Source organism: Paenibacillus sp. FSL K6-2862, assembly GCF_038005125.1.
Lineage (GTDB): Bacteria > Bacillota > Bacilli > Paenibacillales > Paenibacillaceae > Paenibacillus > Paenibacillus illinoisensis_A.
Window position 1 is genome coordinate 6241981 of sequence record NZ_JBBOSN010000001.1, and the last position, 20153, is coordinate 6262133.

Annotated in this window: 18 protein-coding genes and 1 pseudogene; 9 read left to right on the top strand and 10 right to left on the bottom strand. The window is 49.9% G+C overall.

Annotation, left to right across the window (positions count from 1 at the left end; genetic code table 11):
• The first annotated feature begins 113 nt into the window (after positions 1 to 113).
• A complete protein-coding gene (locus MHB82_RS28245; RefSeq protein ID WP_341176388.1) occupies positions 114 to 2096 on the top strand; it encodes an LTA synthase family protein in 1983 nt (660 codons plus the stop codon).
• A 120-nt stretch (positions 2097 to 2216) separates the two neighbouring features.
• Here the strand turns inward: MHB82_RS28245 and MHB82_RS28250 are convergent.
• From MHB82_RS28250 to cidR, 4 genes and pseudogenes are all read right to left on the bottom strand, one after another.
• Positions 2217 to 2889, bottom strand: a pseudogene (locus MHB82_RS28250) (GNAT family N-acetyltransferase).
• A gap of 31 nt (positions 2890 to 2920) precedes the next feature.
• Positions 2921 to 3598, bottom strand: coding sequence for a GNAT family N-acetyltransferase (locus MHB82_RS28255; protein ID WP_341176389.1), 678 nt, complete (start codon positions 3596 to 3598; stop codon positions 2921 to 2923).
• A gap of 51 nt (positions 3599 to 3649) precedes the next feature.
• Positions 3650 to 4507, bottom strand: a complete 858-nt coding sequence (locus tag MHB82_RS28260; RefSeq protein ID WP_095290949.1) for a carbon-nitrogen hydrolase family protein — start codon at positions 4505 to 4507, stop codon at positions 3650 to 3652.
• A 57-nt stretch (positions 4508 to 4564) separates the two neighbouring features.
• Positions 4565 to 5458 (bottom strand): cidABC operon transcriptional activator CidR, encoded by an 894-nt coding sequence (cidR, locus tag MHB82_RS28265; RefSeq protein WP_095360115.1) that lies wholly within the window; start codon positions 5456 to 5458, stop codon positions 4565 to 4567.
• 164 nt (positions 5459 to 5622) lie between these two features.
• Between cidR and MHB82_RS28270 the strand changes: the two genes are divergently transcribed.
• The 3 genes from MHB82_RS28270 (at position 5623) to MHB82_RS28280 (ending at position 7295) form a co-directional block, all read left to right on the top strand.
• On the top strand, positions 5623 to 5994 hold the full coding sequence (locus MHB82_RS28270) for a CidA/LrgA family protein (protein WP_341176390.1): 372 nt from the start codon (positions 5623 to 5625) through the stop codon (positions 5992 to 5994).
• Positions 5991 to 6671, top strand: coding sequence for a CidB/LrgB family autolysis modulator (locus MHB82_RS28275; protein WP_095290944.1), 681 nt, complete (start codon positions 5991 to 5993; stop codon positions 6669 to 6671). The genes MHB82_RS28270 and MHB82_RS28275 overlap by 4 nt, the downstream gene beginning before the upstream one ends.
• Positions 6672 to 6776: 105 nt before the next feature.
• Positions 6777 to 7295 carry an AbrB/MazE/SpoVT family DNA-binding domain-containing protein gene (locus tag MHB82_RS28280; protein WP_095360117.1) on the top strand — a complete coding sequence of 173 codons (519 nt, stop codon included), beginning with the start codon at positions 6777 to 6779 and terminating at the stop codon, positions 7293 to 7295.
• Between the two features lie 196 nt (positions 7296 to 7491).
• Here the strand turns inward: MHB82_RS28280 and MHB82_RS28285 are convergent, their stop codons facing one another.
• A complete protein-coding gene (locus tag MHB82_RS28285; protein ID WP_095360118.1) occupies positions 7492 to 7863 on the bottom strand; it encodes a DoxX family protein in 372 nt (123 codons plus the stop codon).
• A 481-nt stretch (positions 7864 to 8344) separates the two neighbouring features.
• Here MHB82_RS28285 and MHB82_RS28290 point away from each other — a divergent pair, with 481 nt between their 5' ends.
• Positions 8345 to 8617 (top strand): winged helix-turn-helix transcriptional regulator, encoded by a 273-nt coding sequence (locus tag MHB82_RS28290; RefSeq protein ID WP_236146850.1) that lies wholly within the window; start codon positions 8345 to 8347, stop codon positions 8615 to 8617.
• A 115-nt stretch (positions 8618 to 8732) separates the two neighbouring features.
• Here MHB82_RS28290 and MHB82_RS28295 read toward each other — a convergent pair whose 3' ends face one another.
• The 5 genes from MHB82_RS28295 to MHB82_RS28315 all read right to left on the bottom strand — a co-directional run bounded on the left by MHB82_RS28295 (position 8733) and on the right by MHB82_RS28315 (position 15019).
• The gene (locus tag MHB82_RS28295; RefSeq protein WP_341176391.1) at positions 8733 to 9737 is read right to left on the bottom strand and encodes a Gfo/Idh/MocA family protein; all 1005 of its coding nucleotides are present in this window, start codon (positions 9735 to 9737) and stop codon (positions 8733 to 8735) included.
• 68 nt (positions 9738 to 9805) lie between these two features.
• The gene (locus MHB82_RS28300; protein ID WP_341176392.1) at positions 9806 to 11467 is read right to left on the bottom strand and encodes a glycerol-3-phosphate dehydrogenase/oxidase; all 1662 of its coding nucleotides are present in this window, start codon (positions 11465 to 11467) and stop codon (positions 9806 to 9808) included.
• A 403-nt stretch (positions 11468 to 11870) separates the two neighbouring features.
• Positions 11871 to 13358: a glycerol kinase GlpK gene (gene glpK, locus MHB82_RS28305; protein ID WP_341176393.1), complete on the bottom strand. Its 1488-nt coding sequence runs from the start codon at positions 13356 to 13358 to the stop codon at positions 11871 to 11873.
• Between the two features lie 81 nt (positions 13359 to 13439).
• Positions 13440 to 14018, bottom strand: a complete 579-nt coding sequence (locus MHB82_RS28310) for a glycerol-3-phosphate responsive antiterminator (protein WP_110758811.1) — start codon at positions 14016 to 14018, stop codon at positions 13440 to 13442.
• Between the two features lie 233 nt (positions 14019 to 14251).
• Entirely contained in the window at positions 14252 to 15019 is a 768-nt protein-coding gene (locus MHB82_RS28315) for a GTP cyclohydrolase II (protein ID WP_110758492.1), read from the bottom strand.
• Between the two features lie 324 nt (positions 15020 to 15343).
• On the opposite strand from MHB82_RS28315, the gene MHB82_RS28320 reads away from it, so the two are divergent.
• The 4 genes from MHB82_RS28320 (at position 15344) to gntK (ending at position 20101) form a co-directional block, all read left to right on the top strand.
• Positions 15344 to 16618 carry an ABC transporter substrate-binding protein gene (locus MHB82_RS28320; RefSeq protein ID WP_445671244.1) on the top strand — a complete coding sequence of 425 codons (1275 nt, stop codon included), beginning with the start codon at positions 15344 to 15346 and terminating at the stop codon, positions 16616 to 16618.
• Between the two features lie 45 nt (positions 16619 to 16663).
• The gene (locus tag MHB82_RS28325) at positions 16664 to 17614 is read left to right on the top strand and encodes a carbohydrate ABC transporter permease (RefSeq protein WP_227779678.1); all 951 of its coding nucleotides are present in this window, start codon (positions 16664 to 16666) and stop codon (positions 17612 to 17614) included.
• A 21-nt stretch (positions 17615 to 17635) separates the two neighbouring features.
• Positions 17636 to 18463, top strand: a complete 828-nt coding sequence (locus tag MHB82_RS28330) for a carbohydrate ABC transporter permease (protein WP_095360124.1) — start codon at positions 17636 to 17638, stop codon at positions 18461 to 18463.
• Positions 18464 to 18547: 84 nt separating this feature from the next.
• On the top strand, positions 18548 to 20101 hold the full coding sequence (gntK, locus tag MHB82_RS28335; protein ID WP_110758490.1) for a gluconokinase: 1554 nt from the start codon (positions 18548 to 18550) through the stop codon (positions 20099 to 20101).
• Positions 20102 to 20153: the final 52 nt, after the last annotated feature.

A 20153-nucleotide genomic window follows, 5' to 3' on the forward strand; every position in this document is an offset into this window, starting at 1 on the left:
TCACAAGGCCTCTCCCCGAATGGGAGGGGCTTTTTCTATTTCATACTTTTGACACGACATACCATGAGGTAGCATAATACTTGTTAAATGAAACTTCGGAAGGGAAGGCGGTTATGTTGTCACGCAGTTCACTCACCCGGTTTCTAAGCGGACCGTTTATATTGTTTACCGTGATCATGATTATCAAAAGCTCCCTGGCCTGGATCGTCATTTTCGATGATATCCCGGTCTGGAAACCTTTGCTCACTGAGCTGCCGCTGATCTGGATCTGCTTCTGTCTGATTGAGTGGTTTGCAGCCAAAAGACGGATGTGGGCCTATCTTGCACTGAACCTGGTGCTGTCAGGTATTTTTTTCGCTGCCATTATGTATTACAAATATTATGGGGTCATCGTCAATTATCATGCGCTCGCGCAGGTGAATCAGGTGACGTCGGTGAAGAGCAGCATGTTCTCCCTGCTGGACCCGTATTACTTGTTTATTTTTGCGGATATTCTGATTATTGGCGGCATCCTGATCCGGCGCCGGATCAAGCTCGGCGTTACCGAACGTCCGGGAAAGATACCTCTGGATCGGAGAAGCAGACGCAGAGTCGCCTCCGTTATTCTGATGATTTCCCTGATAATCTGCATGCTGAACATATACCCGAACCGGGCAAGCATGAGCGAAATCACGCAAGCGGAACAAATGGGAATCCTCGGTTACGAGGCTTATACCATTCTGGCGGATCGGCCTGACAAGCCCGTTCCCCTTGATGAAATTGATCAGGATCGAATCGATCAGATCAAACAAACGACAAATCTGGAGGCAATCGTGGATTCGGGGGCAGCTAAAGGCCGAAATGTGATTATCCTCCAGCTGGAATCATTTCAGAATTTCCTGATTGGTCTGAAGGTGGATGGCCTGGAAGTCACGCCACATCTTAACCAGCTTGCACAGGAAAGCCTGTATTTCCCGAACTTCTATCAGCAGGTAGGTCAGGGGAATACATCGGATGCCGAGTTTGTTGTAAACACATCATTCTATACACCGCCAAACGGAGCGGCATCGACGGTCTATGCCGATAAAGCCCTGCCAAGTCTCCCTAAACTATTGTCGTCAAACGGGTATCAGACGGCTACATTCCATTCAAACGATGTTCGTTTCTGGAATCGGGATCAGCTCTACCAGGCGCTTGGTTTTGACCAATATTATGATATCGATTATTTTGGCACAGCGGACTCCATTGCTTTCTCGGCATCGGATGAGGTGCTGTATTCCAAAACGCTCGATAAATTGGAAGAATTGCAGGCAGAGGGCTCGCCCTTCTATGCACAGATCATCTCCATGTCTGCACATCACCCGTACCATTTGCCAGAGAGAAAGGTTAGCCTGACGCTGCCGGAGCGGTACACGGACACCCTGCCTGGCGATTATCTGGTATCCCAGCATTATGCTGATCAGGCGGTGGGACAATTCATCGATGGTTTGAAACAACGCGGACTATGGGAAAACAGCCTGCTGGTGGTATACGGAGACCACCTTGGCCTGCCCATCTACTCGCTGGACCGGGATGATAAAGAGTTAATGAAGGAAATCTATGGCCGGGAGTATACATCTGCGGACATGATTAACATTCCGCTCATCATGACGGCTCCCGGTGTCACGCCTGCAGAGCAGCTGGATCAGATCGGCGGACAGGTGGACATTCTGCCGACGATAGCCGGACTCACGGGAGCATCTCTCCAGGATCAACTGCACTTCGGGCAAGATCTGCTGCGGGAGTCAGGCAATCTGCTGCCGGAACGCTATTATCTGCCTACCGGTTCCGTGCTTAATGATGCCTCATTATTCATTCCGGAGACCGGTTATGGTGACGGAACCCATTACTCGCTTGCCGATGCCGGAAGGCAGGACATCAGGCAGGTGGAGAACCGTTCGGAACCAAAAAAGGAGTCATCGGAAGAGGCAGCTGTTCCGGCAACTGCCACAACGGATGACGACACAGTGTCCTCCTCGGGTTACATTACCAAGGACGAGTATGAGCGTGCTTTGGATCTTATGCATTTGTCCAACAGTTATTTGATTCAATTGCCTGATCGAAATACAAAAAAGTAGCTGGAAGCAATCATCAATCTATTAAAAGAGCCCATGATACAGGAATGGAATCCTGCTTCATGGGCTTTATGCATTTCCAGCCGTTCGCAGGCTGTGTCATGCTGTATATTCAATTCGTAATTACAAAGGCAGCAGCGGCACCGAGGTGCGAGCTTTCAGCTGATCCACCAATCGCAAGCCATTCCTGCGGTTTATTCGGCAGGACAGCATAATAGCGATTCAGGAAATCGGCCACCAGGCTGGCTGGCAGCTCCCCTTGCTCCTCATTGCCCGGCATGAAGCAGAGGTCAAGTCCACCCACCGCTTCTCCGTCTCCTTGCCAGGAAGGATGAACGTACGGGAAATCCAGTCGTTGATATCCCAGATGGGACAACACTTCGCGCCGTACATACGGATCCATGGGCTTAATGCCGCCAAATTCATGATCCTGGCTAAGATACGGGTTATAGATCTCGGCGAACATGCCGAACAGTTCCTTGCCGTTTGCCGCGGCAAGCTGCTGCAGGTCACGCTTCCGGTGGTTGGCAAGGAAACTGCCGATGCCCAAACCTTCGCGGCCGATGATCGTAAAATCTGTCATGGCCACATTCCAGTCTTCGTAGTAGCGGTATTCAGTCGCTCCCACAACGTTCCCTTCATGCACAGCCACAAATACGCGAATGCCGGGGTCTTCCAGCGGTTCCTGCCACAGCGGAAAGTCCAGCACTTCCTCAGGCGGGAAAATCTCCTGCATCAGCTTGTGCATTTGGGCAAACAAAGGATCATTAATTGAAGTAATTCGTGTAAATTCCATGGATTCATCTACCTCCAATGTTAAATGTGCTTTATGTCTTGAATGGATTGCGCCATTCCATAAGGGCTGCATAGTTGCAGGACTCCTCATCATCCAGATACTCCGTCGCCACGCCCACCGGCATACGCCCGCAGCGCAGCAGGAATGAGATTACCGGATCATGTTTCTCGCCGGATACCACCTGCTCCAGGTACGATTCAGCCGTCATTTCATCTGCCACCAGGTGGTACCCGGGCATTCTGCCGGCACCAAGCAGCCGATCGAGCCCCTGTGCAATGACCAGATGATACATGGCCTGCATCATGAGCTGTGCCAGCCCCCACTTGCGAAATTTCGGACGTACACAGAGATCAACAATGTAGAGCGTGTTGCCAGCTGGCTGATGATTGCGGATATACCCGTCATCGGTCACTTCAGCCCACGTGTGGCTTACCGGATGTGAAGGGTCCCATTGCATGCGCAGCGAGGTCATCGATCCCGCCAGCTCACCATCTACCTCAATGCAGATGGCCCCATCCGGGTAATTGGCTACATGACTGGCAAGCTGCTCATGGTTCCAGAGCAGCTCTTCCGGATAAGGCGGAGGAAAGCTCTCGGCCTGGATGCGAATCAGTTCATCGAAGTCAGCCTCCTGATACGTACGAACGACAGCTTTTACGGGCTTACCGTGCTTATCCGGACCGGTAATCAACATTTCTTTTTGATACATGCTGATAATCTCCTCCTCCCAACAGACAATACGGGTAGTTCAAGCCTCGAACTACTCCCAGTCGGTATATAGATCGGTGCGGCGGTCACGCCAAGTCGTTACAGATCCACGCTCACGTACTTCATAGAGCAAATCCAGATCCAGATCTGCTGTTACGATCATATCATCGTTAATCTCACCTTCGGCCAGAATACCGCGCGGCGGGAACGGGACATCATTCGGCGTAATGATGGCAGCCTGTCCGTAGTTGGCACGCATGAAGTCCACTGTCGGCAGATTGCCTACTGTTCCGGTCAGTACAACATAAACCTGATTCTCCACTGCGCGCGCATGACTTGTATAGCGCACCCGGTAGAATCCGTGCCGATCATCCGTGCAGGAAGGACAGAAGATGACGTCAGCTCCTTTGGCTTTTGCCATACGCACAATTTCCGGGAACTCAATATCGTAACAGGTTAGCATCGCAATTCTGCCTTTATCCGTGTCGAAAACTTCAAGGCCATCACCCGGTGCCATATTCCATTCCTGTACTTCGGTCGGTGTAATATGGATCTTGGCCTGGCGTGCAATACGACCATCCGGATAGAACATGTGGGCGGTATTATACAATTTCCCTTCACGCCGGATGACATGGGTTCCCCCGATCAGATGCATGTTGTACTTCGCTGCCAGGGATGTAAACAGCTGTTCATACTGCTCCGTAAAATCTGGCAAGTCCTCAATAGTCAGCGCGTTGCCCTTACCGTCACCAATGGACATGAGCTGAGTTGTAAAAAATTCAGGGAACAGCACAAATTCAGTTCCGAATTCGTCGGCTGTCCGTATGTAATGCTCGGCTTGAGCAGCAAACTGCTCAAAGGAGCTGATGGTTTGCAATTGGTACTGTACAGCGGATACCCGCAATTTCATGTTTCTCCACCTCCATCATTATTCTGCTCTCATTGTATCAACGATATGAAGTAATTTCTATTTCCTTTCTTCGCTCAACATCGCCTTGGTGAAACCGATCCATTCCCTTGTGGCAAAAGAAAGATAACGGTCCTTGCGCCAGATCATGCCGAGCTGCCAAGGGATCACAGGTTCCACAACAGGCATAATGCGTACACGCATATGATCCACTTCACGGCAGATGGTCTCGGGGAGTAATGCCACACCCAGATTGGCCGCAACCATTGCACTGAGCAAATCCCACTGGGAGCTCTCATAGACAACCCTCGGCTGGAATCCTACATGCTGACAGGCAGCAATAATCCGATCATGCAGGGCGAAATCCTCCCTGAACAGCACAAAGGCATCATGCTCCAGTTCAAGCAGGGCAACCGATTCTTTGCCTGCCAGCGGATGCGAAGGGTGAACGAGCAGATTCAGCTTTTCTTCCACGAACACAAAATGATCGAGCAGCTCATCCACCGTCGGCAGCACAGCCACACCAATGTCCAGTGCACCACTGATGACGTCGGCCTCTACCTTTTTCGCACCATCCTCAAACAGTTGAATGCTCACTTGCGGATAGGCCTTATGAAATTCACCGATGATCATGGGAAAAAAGCTCGAGCCTACCATAGGCGGCAGTCCGATGCGCAGATGTCCCTTCTTCAGGTTCATCAGATCATCGAGTTCCGACGACAAGCTGCGAAACGATTTTTCAATTTCCAGTGCCTGCCGAAAAAAAACATGCCCTGCATCGGTCAATTCGACTCTCTTGCCGTACCGATCCAGCAGCGTAACCCCCAGCTCATCTTCAAGACTTTTCACGGTTTTGCTGATGGTTGGCTGCGTGATAAACAGCACCTCGGCTGCCTTGGTAAAGCTCTGCTGACGGGCAACTTCCAGAAAATATTGCAAATGGCGGATATCCATCGTCTGATTCCAGCCTCTCATAGATAAATGGAATAGAAAACATTCTTAATATGCATTTTACTCATGAAAGAATGCGATGTAAAATTTGTAACAAGAAAGTATGTTTCCATTCATTTTCATAAACAATCAAATCAATTACGTTGATGATATAAGGAGGAATTGAAGTGAAAAAATGGGGACTTGGTATATTGCAGGTTGCTCTCCTCATGGTCTTTTCACTGCTCATGGACCTGTTGGCCCGTGCTCTCCATTTGCCTGTGCCGGGTTCGATAATCGGTATGGTTGTACTGTTTATTTTGCTTCAGACTCGGGTCGTGAAGCTGCGCTGGATTGAAGTCGGAGCCGCATGGCTGCTCGGAGAACTGCTGCTGTTCTTCATTCCTTCAGCCGTTGGCATCATGAACTACATGCCCATGCTTGAACATGACGGACTGCAGATTCTGTTCATCGTCCTGCTGAGTACATTTCTGGTTATGGCCTGCACCGGCCTGGTTGCTACACGAATCGCCAAACGAAAGGAGCGTCACACCGGATGATTGGATTTCTCTGCTTGTTGTTAACTGTAGGTATTTACTTGATTGCCAAACGCATGTATCGCCAATTGCCCAAGGTTTATCTGTCTCCACTGCTAATCACGCCCCTGCTTGTCGTTGGCGTTCTGCTTGCGACCGGGACAGATTATGCAGATTACAGCAGCGGCGGCAAATGGCTTAGTCTTCTGCTGCAACCGGCTACGGTAGCTTTTGCTGTACCGCTCTATACCTTTTTCCATGTGCTTAAAAAGCATATATCCGAGATTGTCTTCAGTGTCATGACCGGATCAGTGGTGGCCGTACTCTCTTCAGCCCTGCTCGCCAAATGGCTTCAGCTGGACTCCGGGCTGATTCACAGCCTGATTCCACGTTCCATTACAACTCCGATTGCCATGAATGTCTCGGCTACCATTGGGGGTATCCCCGCTGTTACTGCGGTTTTTGTCATCATGACCGGTTTGCTTGGTGCGATTATGGGTCCTTCTATCGTTAAAATGCTCCGTATTGATGGAGAGATTGCCCGCGGAACCCTGCTCGGAACGGGTGCCCACGGCACAGGGACTTCCAAGGCTTTTGAGCTCAGTTCCCTGACAGGAACCATCTCCAGTATCTCCATGGTACTCGCTGCATTGTTCACTCTAGCGGTGGCACCTATTCTTTCTAAACTTATTTTCCCATAATAGATAGAATTGTCCCTATTATTTGAAATATTATTGTTGTATTAAAGCCCTTTCTTCCTTACAATAAGGACATGTTTTATAAGCGAATATTGCGGGGGAGATGCGATGAAAAGAACCGGAATGAAGAGATCTCTGGACCGCCTTGGACGAATTGTCCTTCCCAAAGAAATGCGGGATACGATGGAAATCCATATCGGCGATCCGCTTGAGTTTTTCATTGAAGGGAAAGAGTTGATTTTGAGAAAGTACAAATCAACGTTGTGTGTGTTTTGCGGTGATATGGATACGGATATGTATTTCAAAGAGCAATTCATCTGCCGGACGTGTGCTGTTCAATTAAAACACCCGGATGACACTCCCGAATGGTTCGTTCCTCAGAACAAACAGGCTCCTGCAGCCGTGGAGCGTCCTGCTTCCGATTCCGCCAAAGTCTCGTCTCCAACATGGGATGAGGGAACTGTACCTGCCAGCACTGAGTATCCTGACCTGCGGCCCAAGACGGCTCGCATGCTGCAACAGATGAAAGAAATTGTTGAACAGAATCCTGGTTTGGCTCAGCAGCAGATTGCGGAAAAGCTTGGTATTAGCCAAGGACGCGTCTCCCAATTAAAGAAATTGCTATAATATGATTTCATTTTATTATTTATAATCAGGAGATCTTCCGATGAGGAAGTCCTACTGCAAGAGAACCCTGTGTATGTGTGGGTTCTTCTTTTTTTCCTCTAAAGAAAAATGAATTACATGAAGGCATCGTAAAAGAGGGCAACTGTTTTGGCAGCCGCCCTCTTTGATTATTCAATCTATACGTGCTCTATCTAGGTTACGCCTGAATGACTTCCAGGACCTCTTCTTCCTCCAGCTTGCGCATACCGATCGCCAGAACGACAATATTGGCAACGAGCAAGATTGCCGGAAGCGCAACTGCCCCGTATTGTCCGTAGATCAGATGACTTCCGAGTGCACCAATCAGAATAAATGTCAGCACACCTGCTGCTACCATGCGGGTACGCGGGATCAATAAACCTACTGCACTAAGCAGTTCTACCGCGCCGAGCAGATACATCGTCCACTTGGGATACGAGAAGCTCTCGAACGTCTGCACCATCATCTCAGCACCCATTACCTTGTTAAGCCCCGTCATCACAAATACACCTGCAAGCACCACCAGAAAAATATATCCAATAACTCTCATTATGTATGTTCCTCCTGTAACTGATCTAAAGGTTAGATGAAAAGAAAAGCTGGAGCATCTTGTCTGCTGCACATGCCGAATTCAATTCAAATCTGCAAGATGCTAAATCTATGTCAAAGCCGTCTTACGACGACTCGGTTTTCAAGCCAACATGTGAACGAATAATTGGTCCGTATCTATCTATTAGGTATTATTAGATACTGACTTACTTTTATGAAGTGAGTATATAATAATAAGATTATTTATTCAAGTAATTTTTTGATAAATAGTGTATAATACATACAAAAGGGTTGTTGCATGGATTTTTGCCGTAACCTTTATGAATGAATGCTTCTTATTTTTCGTCAGAGTGGCGGTAAGCCAGGCACTTTTTTTATATACAAGACAGTTAGACCATTCCAACATTGTTATGCGAATTGAGGTGAACACGTTGAAGCTGAGAAAAGCAAAATCACCAAGTCCCTGTTTGATCACACAAGCTATGGACATCATTGGTAAGAAGTGGGTTCTGCTGATCATGTATCAGCTGCTCTCCGGACCTAAGCGCTTCACAGAGCTGGAAGCGGAAATGGCCATTAGCGGCCGTCTGTTATCCGAGCGTTTGAAGGAAATGGAGATGGAAGGCATCGTAACCCGTCATATGTATCCTGAAATTCCGCCACGGGTTGAATACGAGCTGACTCCCAAAGGCAAGGCTATTGAGCCGGTGATCAACCAAATTTATGGCTGGTCCTCCGACTGGCTGAAACGATAGCAATGCAGATCCCTTTAATCTAAAACACCAAAAGCCTGAATAGGTGCTGATCTTCTCCAGATCAGCTTCCCATTCAGGCTTTTTTCTTGAATTACCATATAACTATTGAAATAAATTAATGTGAAAGGTTTCTAATAGGCTTCAGCTGCACCGGCAGACCGGAATCGGCAGATGCCAGCGCTGCTGTTGTAATCTCCTGAGTACGGCAGGCATCCGCGTAATCAGACAGAATCCGCGTACGGTCACCCGTCCGAAGAGCATGAATGAATGCCTCGTTCTCCCGTTCATACGGGTTATGTCCTGCCGGAATCTCCTGACCTGCCATTGCGTGAGCAGCAGCACTCGGCAGCAGCAGACGGTCCGGTGTCCAGTCCCATACCCCCGCTTCCGTGTAGAACTGAAGTCCGGCACCACCTTCTCCATCCGGCAGCAGACATGTATTGGCAATGCTCGCAATGGCACCGCTCTCCAGCTTAAGCGTAACATTCGCCACATCTGCCACGGTAACATGATCGTGCTTCTCATGCATCACACGCTGGGCTGCTGCAGCATACACCTCAGTAACTTCGCCTGCACAGTACCGGAGCAGATCTACAATATGTGTTGTCTGCTCGACAAACTGTCCTCCGGATCCTTCCTGACGGCGCCACCAGGCTACGCCTGGCATACCACCCATCCAGCGTCCAAGTGCCATGCCGATCGTCTGATCCTTCATTGCCCCCCGAAGCACCTGGGCTGCTTCCTGATAGCGGAAGTGATAACCTACCGAAGTAAGCAAACCTGTATCCTTCACCTGATCTAAAATCTTGCGCGGAATATCCATTCCTGTACTTAGTGGTTTCTCTACAAGGAAAGGGATGCCGCGACGAATCAGTTCCAATTCGATTGAACCATGCGACATTGGCGGAACGCAGATGTAAACTGCATCCAGCTTCTCCCCGTCCAGCATATGTTCAAGCTCGCTGTAGCCAGCTGCATCATACACGGAAGCCATGGCCTCAGCTTTCTCCAAGGTGGTCCCGAGCACACTTGCCACACGGACGCCTTCCATTCGTGCCAAAATATCTGCATGTACTTTGCTGAACCAGCCTGTTCCAATGATGCCGATCTGTAACGTCATGGATGTAATCCCCTCTCTTTGTTACGCGCTTACATGTTCCATTCGACCCCATCATACAAAATCCTGCATTATATTTTGCCAGATGCCCCCAATATCAGCTGGTCCAGCTCTTGTTCATACCCTGTTCTCTGCTCATCCGTCCAGTACAGCCGATCATTCATGTATTGGATAACTGCCGACTTATACTGACGCACCTCGTCAATTCGGAAAAATAAATCGCCTGTTCGTCGCACCAAGAAGTCTGCCGGGGTTACGGCCATTTCTTCCTCAATTGCATAATTCAGCATGAGCAGCAGTTCCTGCGGCATGCCATGCAGTTCGGCCGCCTTGGCCCGTGGATCAGGCAACCGGTCATACAGGGCATCCACATTGGATCCATAGGTACGAGCCAGCCGCTCTGCAGCTTGCCGATTGAGTCCGAGCGCTACCCCATCCTTAATCTTGCGCTCTATATAGACGGAATACCCTGCTGAGCCACCAACGTCCCCACCGGAAATCGGCATCTTCTTCGTTATGCAGGGCCCAATCGATTTCCCTGTTTCCTGTTTCAGCTCCCGGGCAGCCAGATCCACGACCATTTCAGCCATTTTGCGATACCCGGTCAGCTTGCCCCCCGCAATGGTGATCAATCCGGAGGGGGAGACCCATACTTCATCCTTGCGCGAGATTTCGGAAGGACTCTTGCCTTCCTCATGGATTAATGGACGTATGCCAGCCCAGCCTGATTCCACATCTTCGGCATCAATCTGAATATCTGGAAACATGCCATTTACCGCATCGATTACATAATTCCGATCTGCTTCAGAGATCAGAGGATGCGCCGGGTCATCTCGGAAAACAGTATCGGTGGTACCCACATATGTTTTGCCATCACGCGGAACTGCGAAAACCATTCGCCCATCAGGGGTATCAAAATATACAGCTTGCCGAAGAGGAAACCTGGACCCGTCGAATACCAAATGAATGCCTTTAGTCATTTGCAGTGTCTTGCCCTGACGTGAACCATCTACCTTGCGGAGCTCATCCACCCATGGACCCGAAGCATTGATTACCTTGCTTGCCCTTAATTGAACACGCTCGCCTGTGATCTGGTCCGTGGCCTGGATGCCAATGATCTTTCCGTTTTCCTTCACAAATCCGTCTGCTTTTACATAATTCACAGCTTGGGCTCCACGCTTTACCGCTTCTTTCATCACTTCAATGGTAAGCCGTGCATCATCCGTCCGGTATTCCACATATAACCCACCACCCAGCAGTCCATCTCGGCGCAGCAAAGGTTCGCTGTCTGAGACAGCTCCAGCATTAAGCATCGTACGGCGCTCGCTGCGCTTCACACCCGCGAGCCGGTCATACACCATCAAACCAATGGATGTGCTGAAGCGCCCAAACGTACCTCCCGTATAGATGGGTAGGAGCATCGGCTCCGGTGTCGTCACATGAGGTCCATTTTCATAGACAATTGCCCGTTCGCGTCCTACCTCAGCCACCATTTTCATTTCGAATTGCTTCAGATATCGTAAACCTCCGTGGACCAGTTTGGTTGAACGACTAGACGTGCCCGCTGCAAAATCCTGCATTTCAACCAGCGCAGTCTTCAGTCCGCGGGACACAGCATCAAGGGCAATGCCTGCCCCAGTGATCCCCCCGCCTATAACCAATATGTCAAAATGTGCATTCGCCATGGATTGTAGATACTCGCCGCGCATCGCTGCCGAGAAAGGTAAAGTCATCGGTATGCCTCCCATTCATTGCCTTTATTTTTGCTAACCCATCCTCAAAAAAGAACAAAAAAAAGACCACGTCATTCGCTGCAGCAATTGCTGAGCGGTACGTGGTCTCTCCCGATCTCCAGACATCATTTTTTAACTTGTGCCTTAATCCTATCACACATTTTGAGTGGCGTGAAGGCCTGAAATGACACATTATTCAAAAAAAATTCAAAAAGTTGTTCTGCCCAAGGACGTAATTTCAAACTGATCCACTAACCTCTTTATTTTCCTAATCATGGATATATGCATTTCGTTCTCCAGGAAAATATCCCCTGTAAGTTATGCATCTTTTTCCACCAATAATTATCATGTATTGAATTTGTTTAATGAAAAAGTACAAATAGCTAAATCTTCATATTCCTACTTATTTGAAGGCCATCGCAGCCTTCACTGCTCGCTGCCAACCGGCGTACAGATCATTTCTGGTATCCTCTTCCATCAGCGGATTGAATACACGCTCCGTGTTCTCATGATCCTTCAGTTCATCGGCACTTTCCCAGTACCCGACAGCAAGACCTGCCAAATAAGCAGCCCCTAGAGCCGTTGTCTCGTTCACCGTTGGGCGCTCAACCGGTATGCCCAGAATGTCGCTCTGGAATTGCATCAGAAAGTCATTGGCCGCTGCGCCGCCATCGACGCGTAACGAATTGACAGCAATCCCCGAATCGGATTCCATAGCCGCCAGGACATCCTTGGTTTGATACGCCAGCGCTTCAAGCGTCGCTCGAATAAAATGTTCCTTCGTGGTGCCGCGTGTCAGACCGAATACGGCACCCTTCACCTCGCTGTCCCAATACGGACTACCTAGCCCCACGAAGGCCGGTACCATATACACACCGTCTGTGGAAGGTACCCGTGCAGCATAATCCTCACTATCCTTGGAGGAACGCAGCATCCGTAATCCGTCACGAAGCCACTGAATGGCGGAACCCGCCACAAAAATGCTGCCTTCAAGTGCATACTCTACCTTGCCATTAACACCCCAGGCAATCGTTGTGATCAATCCATGGTCCGACTTTACCGGATCTTTCCCGGTATTCATGAGCATGAAGCACCCGGTACCATATGTGTTTTTCATACTGCCCTTGTGATAACATCCCTGACCAAATAAAGCTGCCTGCTGATCCCCCGCTGCGCCAGCAATGGGAACCCGGTGGCCGAAGAAATGATAATCCATCGTGTGCGCATACACTTCAGAGGAACCTCGTACTTCCGGCAGCATCGCTTTTGGAATATCGAGAATACGGAGCAGTTCGTCATCCCATTGCAGATCATAGATGTTGTACATCAATGTACGGGAAGCATTGGATACGTCCGTTACATGGGTACCTCCGCTGAGCTTCCAGATCAGCCAGCTGTCGATCGTGCCAAATAGCAGTTCTCCCTGCTCCGCGCGTTCACGCGCTCCTGGCACATGGTCCAGAACCCACTTGACTTTCGTACCGGAAAAATAGGGATCAATAAGCAGTCCCGTTTTCTCACGAAAAAGGTTAGCCAGTCCCTTCGTCTTCAGCTCATCACAGATATCAGCAGTTTGTCTCGACTGCCAGACTACGGCATTATAGATGGGGCGGCCAGTCTCCTTGTCCCACACCACAACCGTCTCGCGCTGGTTCGTAATCCCGATGCCGGCAATCTGGGCAGGCTTAATTCCGCTCTCTGCCAAGCATGAAGCCATAACCGCAAGAATGGAGCTCCAGATTTCATTCGCATTCTGCTCGACCCAGCCTGGTTTGGGGAAATACTGCGGAAACTCCTGCTGGGCAATATGTACAATCTCCCCATTGTGGTTAAACAGAATAGCCCGTGAACTCGTGGTTCCCTGATCAAGGGCCATAATATACTTTTCCATATCGACAACCTCCTGTAAGCATATTGCATTATTCGATATCACAGGTGCCTGATTGACAGATGCAATAATGTTGAAACTATGCTATTGTTTCGGTTCTGTAAGCGATTCCCCAAAATGTCGGATCAGGTCAAAATTGGACGTCGTCACCGCTGTTGCCCCGGCCTGCAGCGCGAGCTCAACCTCTTGGGCAGACCGGATCAGCCCTCCGGCAATAATGGGAATCCCAGTCCGTTCCGCTACCTCGGTAATAATATGCGGAATAACGCCAGGAAGCACTTCAATATAATCCGGCTGTGTCTTCGTCAGCAGTTGATAACTTTTCTCCAACGCATTTGTATCTAGCAAAAACACTCGCTGAATTGCGGTGATCCCCTTTTGTTTCGCCTTTTGAATTACTGTCGCCCGTGTAGAGATCAAACCCGCCGGTCGAATATGCTGACACAAATATTCTGCCGCGTACTCATCGTTCTTCAGCCCTTGGACCAGATCGGCATGCAGCAGGATTTTTTTGCTTCGCCGCCTTGCCTCATCCAGCAAACTCTCCAGCTGAGCAATGTGGGTATCCAGCAAAACCCCATAGGTGTAAGGGCCATCAATAATCGCTTCGAACTGCTTCATGCTCTTGGCAGCGGGTAACATGCTCTGTCCCTCAAATGGCACCATCGTTCCTCCTGCATCATTCAGATTGCCTATATTGTATAATCCGTATGGTAGATCGGCAAGCAGAGCCCGGCACCAGGAAGCATCCCCATAGTGTTCATTACTCTGTCGTAAACACCAAAAGGCCGTTGTCGTGCACCCCTAAGGAGTGAACAACAACAGCCACTTTTTGTCGATTTCACAGCAAGATACCTTCACTGGAATCAACGCTGATTTAACACAAAAGGTGAAATTTAAGCTTGCGCATGCGGAAGCAGCACATCTGCACCGGCCCAGCCATCGTTCTCAGCCAGGTGACCTGAACGACTCACTTTCGTTTGCAGGTATTTCTCATTGAACGCCGAACGATCGCCCCACAGCGGAACACGTCCACCCACATTCAGTCCCGCTTCCTGCAGTGCAGCCAGCTTCCGCGGATTGTTGGTAATCAACGTAACAGGTGCAGAACGCAGTGCACGCAATACAGCAATGGCATCGTCATAGTTACGAGCATCGTCCGTAAAGCCAAGCTGCAGGTTCGCATCTACGGTATCCAGACCTTCCTCTTGCAGGATGTACGCCATCGCTTTGCTGAACAGACCAATCCCGCGACCTTCATGGTTCGCCAGGTAGAACAAGGCACCCGCTCCATGGGCTGCGATCATTTTCATGGATTGCTCCAGTTGGAAGCCACAATCACAGCGCTTGCTGCCAAAAATATCGCCTGTATGACAGATGCTGTGCATCCGGATCAGCGCTTCCTGGGCTTCGGCAAAATCGCCGTACACGAGCACACTCGACTGCTGACGTTCTGCCAGCTCGGCAGTAGCCAGCGATTCAATCAGCTCGCCGCTCTCCATGACCTTATCCGATTTCAGCCAGCTATACCACTGGAATGTATGCGTCTCTCCATCCAGATTGACCGGGAGCTTAATCGGTCCAACCAGATATATAAATTCTTTTCCACTCGGAAAAGTCTGGATTTTGGGGGCAAGTAGTTGAATAATATGTGAATTGATCATAATGTTTCGTTCCTCCTGTTAAGCCATTTGATATACAGATTGATTCGTATCCAGATCGAAAAAAGATCACTGGACGTTTATAGTACGTATCTATATTATTGTCATCATCATTAGTTACTTTATGTAAGCAAGTTTAAAATAAAAATTATATTGTGTCAAGTAACTTTTGTTTTTAAAGTAACTAATAAAATCAGGATACGAAACCGACACAAATTTGTGTTTCATTTTCGGAATATTGGGTATGAGTTTATAAACTGCTCATAGAATGATGTTGTAGTCCAAAGTACTTCATGCCTCGAACTTAACGATGAGGGGGTTGTGCACATGATCCGCCGGAAAAGAACCTGCTGGACAGCCATCATGATGGTCTGCGTCCTGCTTATAAGCGGATGCTCCATCTGGCCAGGACAAGACGATTCTGCGAACAACAAAAAGGTAACGCTTACACTTTGGTACTGGAACCGTTCCATTGATGATAAGCTGATTGCCAAGGCCAAGGAACAGTTCCCCAATATTGAACTGACTGCCCAGAAGATCGGCGGTGACTTCAAGGCGAAGCTCAAGACAACGCTGGCCGCCAAATCAGGCGAGCCCGATATTGTTGCCCTAAACGACTGGATCATGGAACTCTTCCCCAGTGAAGACCGTTTTTATAATCTGTATGATCTCGGCGCTGGGGACGTCGAAGACCAGTACCTTGAATGGAAATGGAAGCAGGGCGTCACGCCCAGCGGACAGATGATCGGTTTCCCGATGGATACGGGACCGACAGCTCTCTTTTACCGAGCAGACCTCTTCAAGGAGGCTGGACTGCCATCTGAACCCGAGGATGTAAGCCGACAGCTGAATAGCTGGGAAGCATACGCCGCAGCAGGCGAACAGATCAAAGAGAAACTTGGGGGCAAGGTATTTCTGACCGATAACATTGGAAGCGTTTACAACCAAGTGTTGTCCCAAGGAGCTGAGCGCTACTTCCGCCCGGATGGTTCGTTTATCGGCATGGATTCTCCTCTGGTACGCACAAGCTGGGATACGGCCATTGATTTCAAGCAAAAGGGATTGCTGGCGAATGCAGACGGCTGGACTCCAGGCTGGAATGCAGCGATGAATAATGGGGAAATTGCATCCTTCGTGGGTGCGGTCTGGATGAAGCAGGTGCTGCAGGAAGCTGCGCCAGATACATCGGGTAAGTGGCGGGTGGCCCGTGCTCCTGGCGGAGATGGCAATAACGGCGGTTCTTTCCTGTCCATTCTGAAGTCCAGTGAGCATCCTCAGGAAGCCTTCGAGCTGGTGCGCTGGCTGCAGAGTCCGGAAAATCAGCTGGAGCAATATCAGACGTTGAACCTCTTCCCTTCTGCTCCGGGTGTGTTCGACTCTCCCGCAATGAAAGAAGAGGAGCCCTTCTTCGGCGGACAGGCGACAGGGCCTGTATTTGCCGAATCGGCACAGCATGTTCCAGACGCTTTTTTTGGTGAACGTTACCCATCGGTACACAACATTATTACGCGGCGCCTGAATGATGTCGCGAAGCAAAATGCAGATCCCCAGCAGGTCTGGACCGATACCGTACACCGCGTTGAGCGGGAACTCCAGCGTTGACCTGAAGAACGTGTGTGTTCGATATCCGCATAAGGAGGAATTCATATGGCTGTAACCGAACCCCATCTCACTCCCGAACCCGGAGCTGTGCGTCCGGACCTGGATCGGAAGAAATCTCTCCTGTCCCAAATTTGGGAACATCGTGCCCTATATGCAGCGATCTCGCCGTTTTATATTCTCTTTGCCGTGTTTGGCCTGTTTCCCATCGGCTTCTCATTGTACCTGGCCTTCCATAAGTGGGACGGCATTGGCGTAATGACCTATAACGGGCTGAACAATTTTAAATACATGCTGACGGATGCCGAGTTCTGGCAGGCAGTGGGCAATACGTTCATGATCTGGATATACTCGACCATTCCCATGCTGTTCTTCGCCCTGATTGTTGCCTTTTTGCTGCATGCGCCGTTCGTGAAGTTCCGTACACTGTTTCGGGTCGGTTACTTCCTGCCGAACGTCACATCCATCGTGGCCGTGGCGATCATCTTTGGTGCACTGTTTGCCAACAACTATGGCTTTCTCAACTATCTCCTGCAGTCGGTCGGGCTTCCGGTCGTGGAATGGCTTAATGCGCCTTGGGGTATTAAAGTGGCGATCTCCTCCATGGTCGTCTGGCGCTGGACAGGGTACAATGCGGTCATTTATCTGGCCGGACTTCAGAGTATACCCCAGACCTTGTATGAAGCAGCCAAAATTGACGGCGCATCCGGTATACAGTCCTTCTTCCGAATTACAATTCCGATGCTGCGCCCTGTGATTCTGTTCACGGTGATTACATCAACGATTGGCGGCATGCAGCTGTTCACCGAACCTCAGATTCTCGTGGGCAACGACGGCGGTGCAGGCGCAGCCGGGATGACCATTGTTCTGTACCTTTACCGTGAATCGTTCATCAACAATTACTTCGGATATGGTGCAGCGGTGGGTTGGGGCATGTTCCTTATTATCGCCCTGTTCTCCATCGTGAACTGGAAGCTTGTTCAAGGCAAGTCATCCTGATGTGACAAGGGGGGAGCGCTCATGACATCCAAATACCTCAAATCGCTCGTATTGTATACCGGTCTTATCGGGGGCATGCTCATTTCCATGTTCCCGTTCTATTGGCTGATTGTAATGTCCACACGGACAACGTCCGACATCTATGCATTTCCGCCCCAGCTCTGGTTCGGTGGCGAACTATGGAATAATATCAGCCGGGTGCTGGAGCAGATCGACTTCTGGGGTGCATTTGTCAATACACTGTTTGTATCCGGCATGGTGACCGTGCTCGTGCTGTTCTTTGACTCATTAGCGGGTTTTGCGTTTGCGAAGTTTGAATTTCCAGGCAAAAAGTGGCTCTTCGTCCTGCTGCTGGCCACCATGATGGTGCCTTCCCAGCTGTCGCTCGTGCCTTCCTTCGTGCTCATGGCCACGTTCGGTTGGGTCGGTTCCTTCAAGGCCCTGATTATCCCGGGCATGGTGAATGCCTTCGGCATCTTCTGGATCCGGCAGTATGCCACGGAGTCCATCCCGAATGACCTGCTCGATGCAGGCCGGATCGACGGCTGTAATTTTTTCCGTCTCTATTGGAATGTGGCGCTGCCCATCCTGCGACCTGCGTTTGCGTTTCTCGGCGCATTTACCTTTATCGGAGTATGGAACGACTACCTGTGGCCGCTCATTGTGCTGACAGATGAACGGAAATACACGCTGCAGATTGCTCTCTCACAACTAAACGGACTGTACAACACGGATTACGCGATGGTTATCGCCGGTACTCTGCTGGCTGTTATTCCGCTCATTATCATGTTCTTGTTCATCAGCCGCCAGTTCATTTCGGACATTGCCGCAGGAGCAGTGAAAGATTAAGACACGGCATTTTGATCCATCCCTCAAGTCTGATATTCTTATCTAAAGATAAATACCAGATGCTCCAGAGAAAGGGATGACAAAATGGCTTCTTCACCCTATATGATTGGCGTAGATATCGGCACCACATCCACCAAGGCCGTATTGTTCGAACAAAACGGCACCATCGTGGCTCAGGGCGGTGCCGATTATCCGCTATATACCCCTACTCCTGCGATTGCTGAGCAGGATGCGGACGATATTTTTCAAGCTGTTGTAGAATCCGTTAAACAGGCGACATCCAAGGCGGGTGTCAAACCGGATGAGATTCTGTTTGTATCGTTCAGCTCGGCGATGCACAGCATCCTGCCTGTTGACGGGCAGGGTAAACCGCTGATGCGTGCCATGACGTGGGCAGACAATCGCAGCGCCGAATGGACCGAAGCACTCAAAACTGAGATGAACGGTCATGAAATCTATCTGAGAACAGGAACACCCATTCATCCGATGTCACCGCTGACCAAGATCATGTGGCTGACCCGGGAACAGCCGGAACTGTTCAAGCAAACTCACAAATTCATTTCCATGAAAGAATACGTGTTCCTCAAGCTGTTCAATGAGTACGTGATTGACCACTCCATGGCGTCTGCCACCGGAATGATGAATCTGGAGAAGCTGGACTGGGATGAGGAAGCTCTGCATGTAGCAGGAATTACACCAGATCATTTATCCCAGCTTGTGCCGACCACGCATGTGCTCAAGCAAGGTCTGAACCCGGATTATGCCGAGAAAATGGGCATTGCAGACACGACGCCATTTGTCATCGGGGCAAGTGACGGTGTGCTCTCCAATCTTGGCGTAAATGCAATTGATCCTGGCGTGGTAGCAGTAACCATCGGCACCAGCGGAGCCATTCGTACGGTCGTGGACAAACCGGTTACCGATCCGAAAGGACGCTTTTTCTGTTACGCGCTCACCGAGGATGCGTGGGTGATCGGTGGGCCCGTGAATAATGGCGGGGTCATTTTCCGCTGGATTCGGGACGAGTTTGCAGCATCTGAGGTAGAAACAGCGAAGCGGCTGGGGATCGACCCTTATGAAGTGCTCACGCGTGTCGCGGAAAATGTACCACCGGGATCGGAAGGTCTGCTCTTCCATCCGTATATGACAGGTGAGCGTGCTCCGCTCTGGAATCCGAATGCCCGCGGCTCGTTCTTCGGTCTGACACTTCATCATAAGAAGGAGCACATGATCCGTGCGGCCCTGGAAGGTGTGTTGTTCAATCTGTATACGGTCATGCTGGCTATTGAGGAGAAGATCGGCCGTCCTACCAAAATTCAGGCAACGGGCGGCTTCGCCCGCTCCGAATTATGGCGGCAGATGATGGCCGATATTTTCGACCAGGATGTGATTATTCCCGAAAGCATTGAGAGCTCCTGCCTTGGCGCAGCCGTGCTTGGCTTATATGCACTAGGCCGAATTGATTCCCTGAGTGCGGTATCCGGCATGATCGGATCCACACATCGCCATCAGCCTGACCCGGATCATGTCCGCATCTACCGGGAATTGCTGCCGATCTTTATTCGGATCTCCCGCAAATTTGAGGAAGAGTATGCGGATATCGCTGCTTTTCAAAATAAAACGATGCATCAGAAATAGTTCCAGAAAAAACAGGTGTCCATTTAAGGGCACCTGTTTTTTTACCTACTTA

Coding starts and splice junctions, on each gene's coding strand:
- MHB82_RS28295 (WP_341176391.1), bottom strand. CDS start 9,737: ATGACGTTACAGATCGGCATCATTGGAACAGGCTGGTTCAGCAAAGTA.
- MHB82_RS28325 (WP_227779678.1), top strand. CDS start 16,664: ATGGCTGTAACCGAACCCCATCTCACTCCCGAACCCGGAGCTGTGCGT.
- MHB82_RS28275 (WP_095290944.1), top strand. CDS start 5,991: ATGATTGGATTTCTCTGCTTGTTGTTAACTGTAGGTATTTACTTGATT.
- MHB82_RS28255 (WP_341176389.1), bottom strand. CDS start 3,598: ATGTATCAAAAAGAAATGTTGATTACCGGTCCGGATAAGCACGGTAAG.
- MHB82_RS28315 (WP_110758492.1), bottom strand. CDS start 15,019: ATGATCAATTCACATATTATTCAACTACTTGCCCCCAAAATCCAGACT.
- MHB82_RS28320 (WP_445671244.1), top strand. CDS start 15,344: ATGATCCGCCGGAAAAGAACCTGCTGGACAGCCATCATGATGGTCTGC.
- MHB82_RS28260 (WP_095290949.1), bottom strand. CDS start 4,507: ATGAAATTGCGGGTATCCGCTGTACAGTACCAATTGCAAACCATCAGC.
- MHB82_RS28300 (WP_341176392.1), bottom strand. CDS start 11,467: ATGACTTTACCTTTCTCGGCAGCGATGCGCGGCGAGTATCTACAATCC.
- gntK (WP_110758490.1), top strand. CDS start 18,548: ATGGCTTCTTCACCCTATATGATTGGCGTAGATATCGGCACCACATCC.
- MHB82_RS28280 (WP_095360117.1), top strand. CDS start 6,777: ATGAAAAGAACCGGAATGAAGAGATCTCTGGACCGCCTTGGACGAATT.
- MHB82_RS28245 (WP_341176388.1), top strand. CDS start 114: ATGTTGTCACGCAGTTCACTCACCCGGTTTCTAAGCGGACCGTTTATA.
- MHB82_RS28285 (WP_095360118.1), bottom strand. CDS start 7,863: ATGAGAGTTATTGGATATATTTTTCTGGTGGTGCTTGCAGGTGTATTT.
- cidR (WP_095360115.1), bottom strand. CDS start 5,458: ATGGATATCCGCCATTTGCAATATTTTCTGGAAGTTGCCCGTCAGCAG.
- glpK (WP_341176393.1), bottom strand. CDS start 13,358: ATGGAAAAGTATATTATGGCCCTTGATCAGGGAACCACGAGTTCACGG.
- MHB82_RS28290 (WP_236146850.1), top strand. CDS start 8,345: ATGGACATCATTGGTAAGAAGTGGGTTCTGCTGATCATGTATCAGCTG.
- MHB82_RS28330 (WP_095360124.1), top strand. CDS start 17,636: ATGACATCCAAATACCTCAAATCGCTCGTATTGTATACCGGTCTTATC.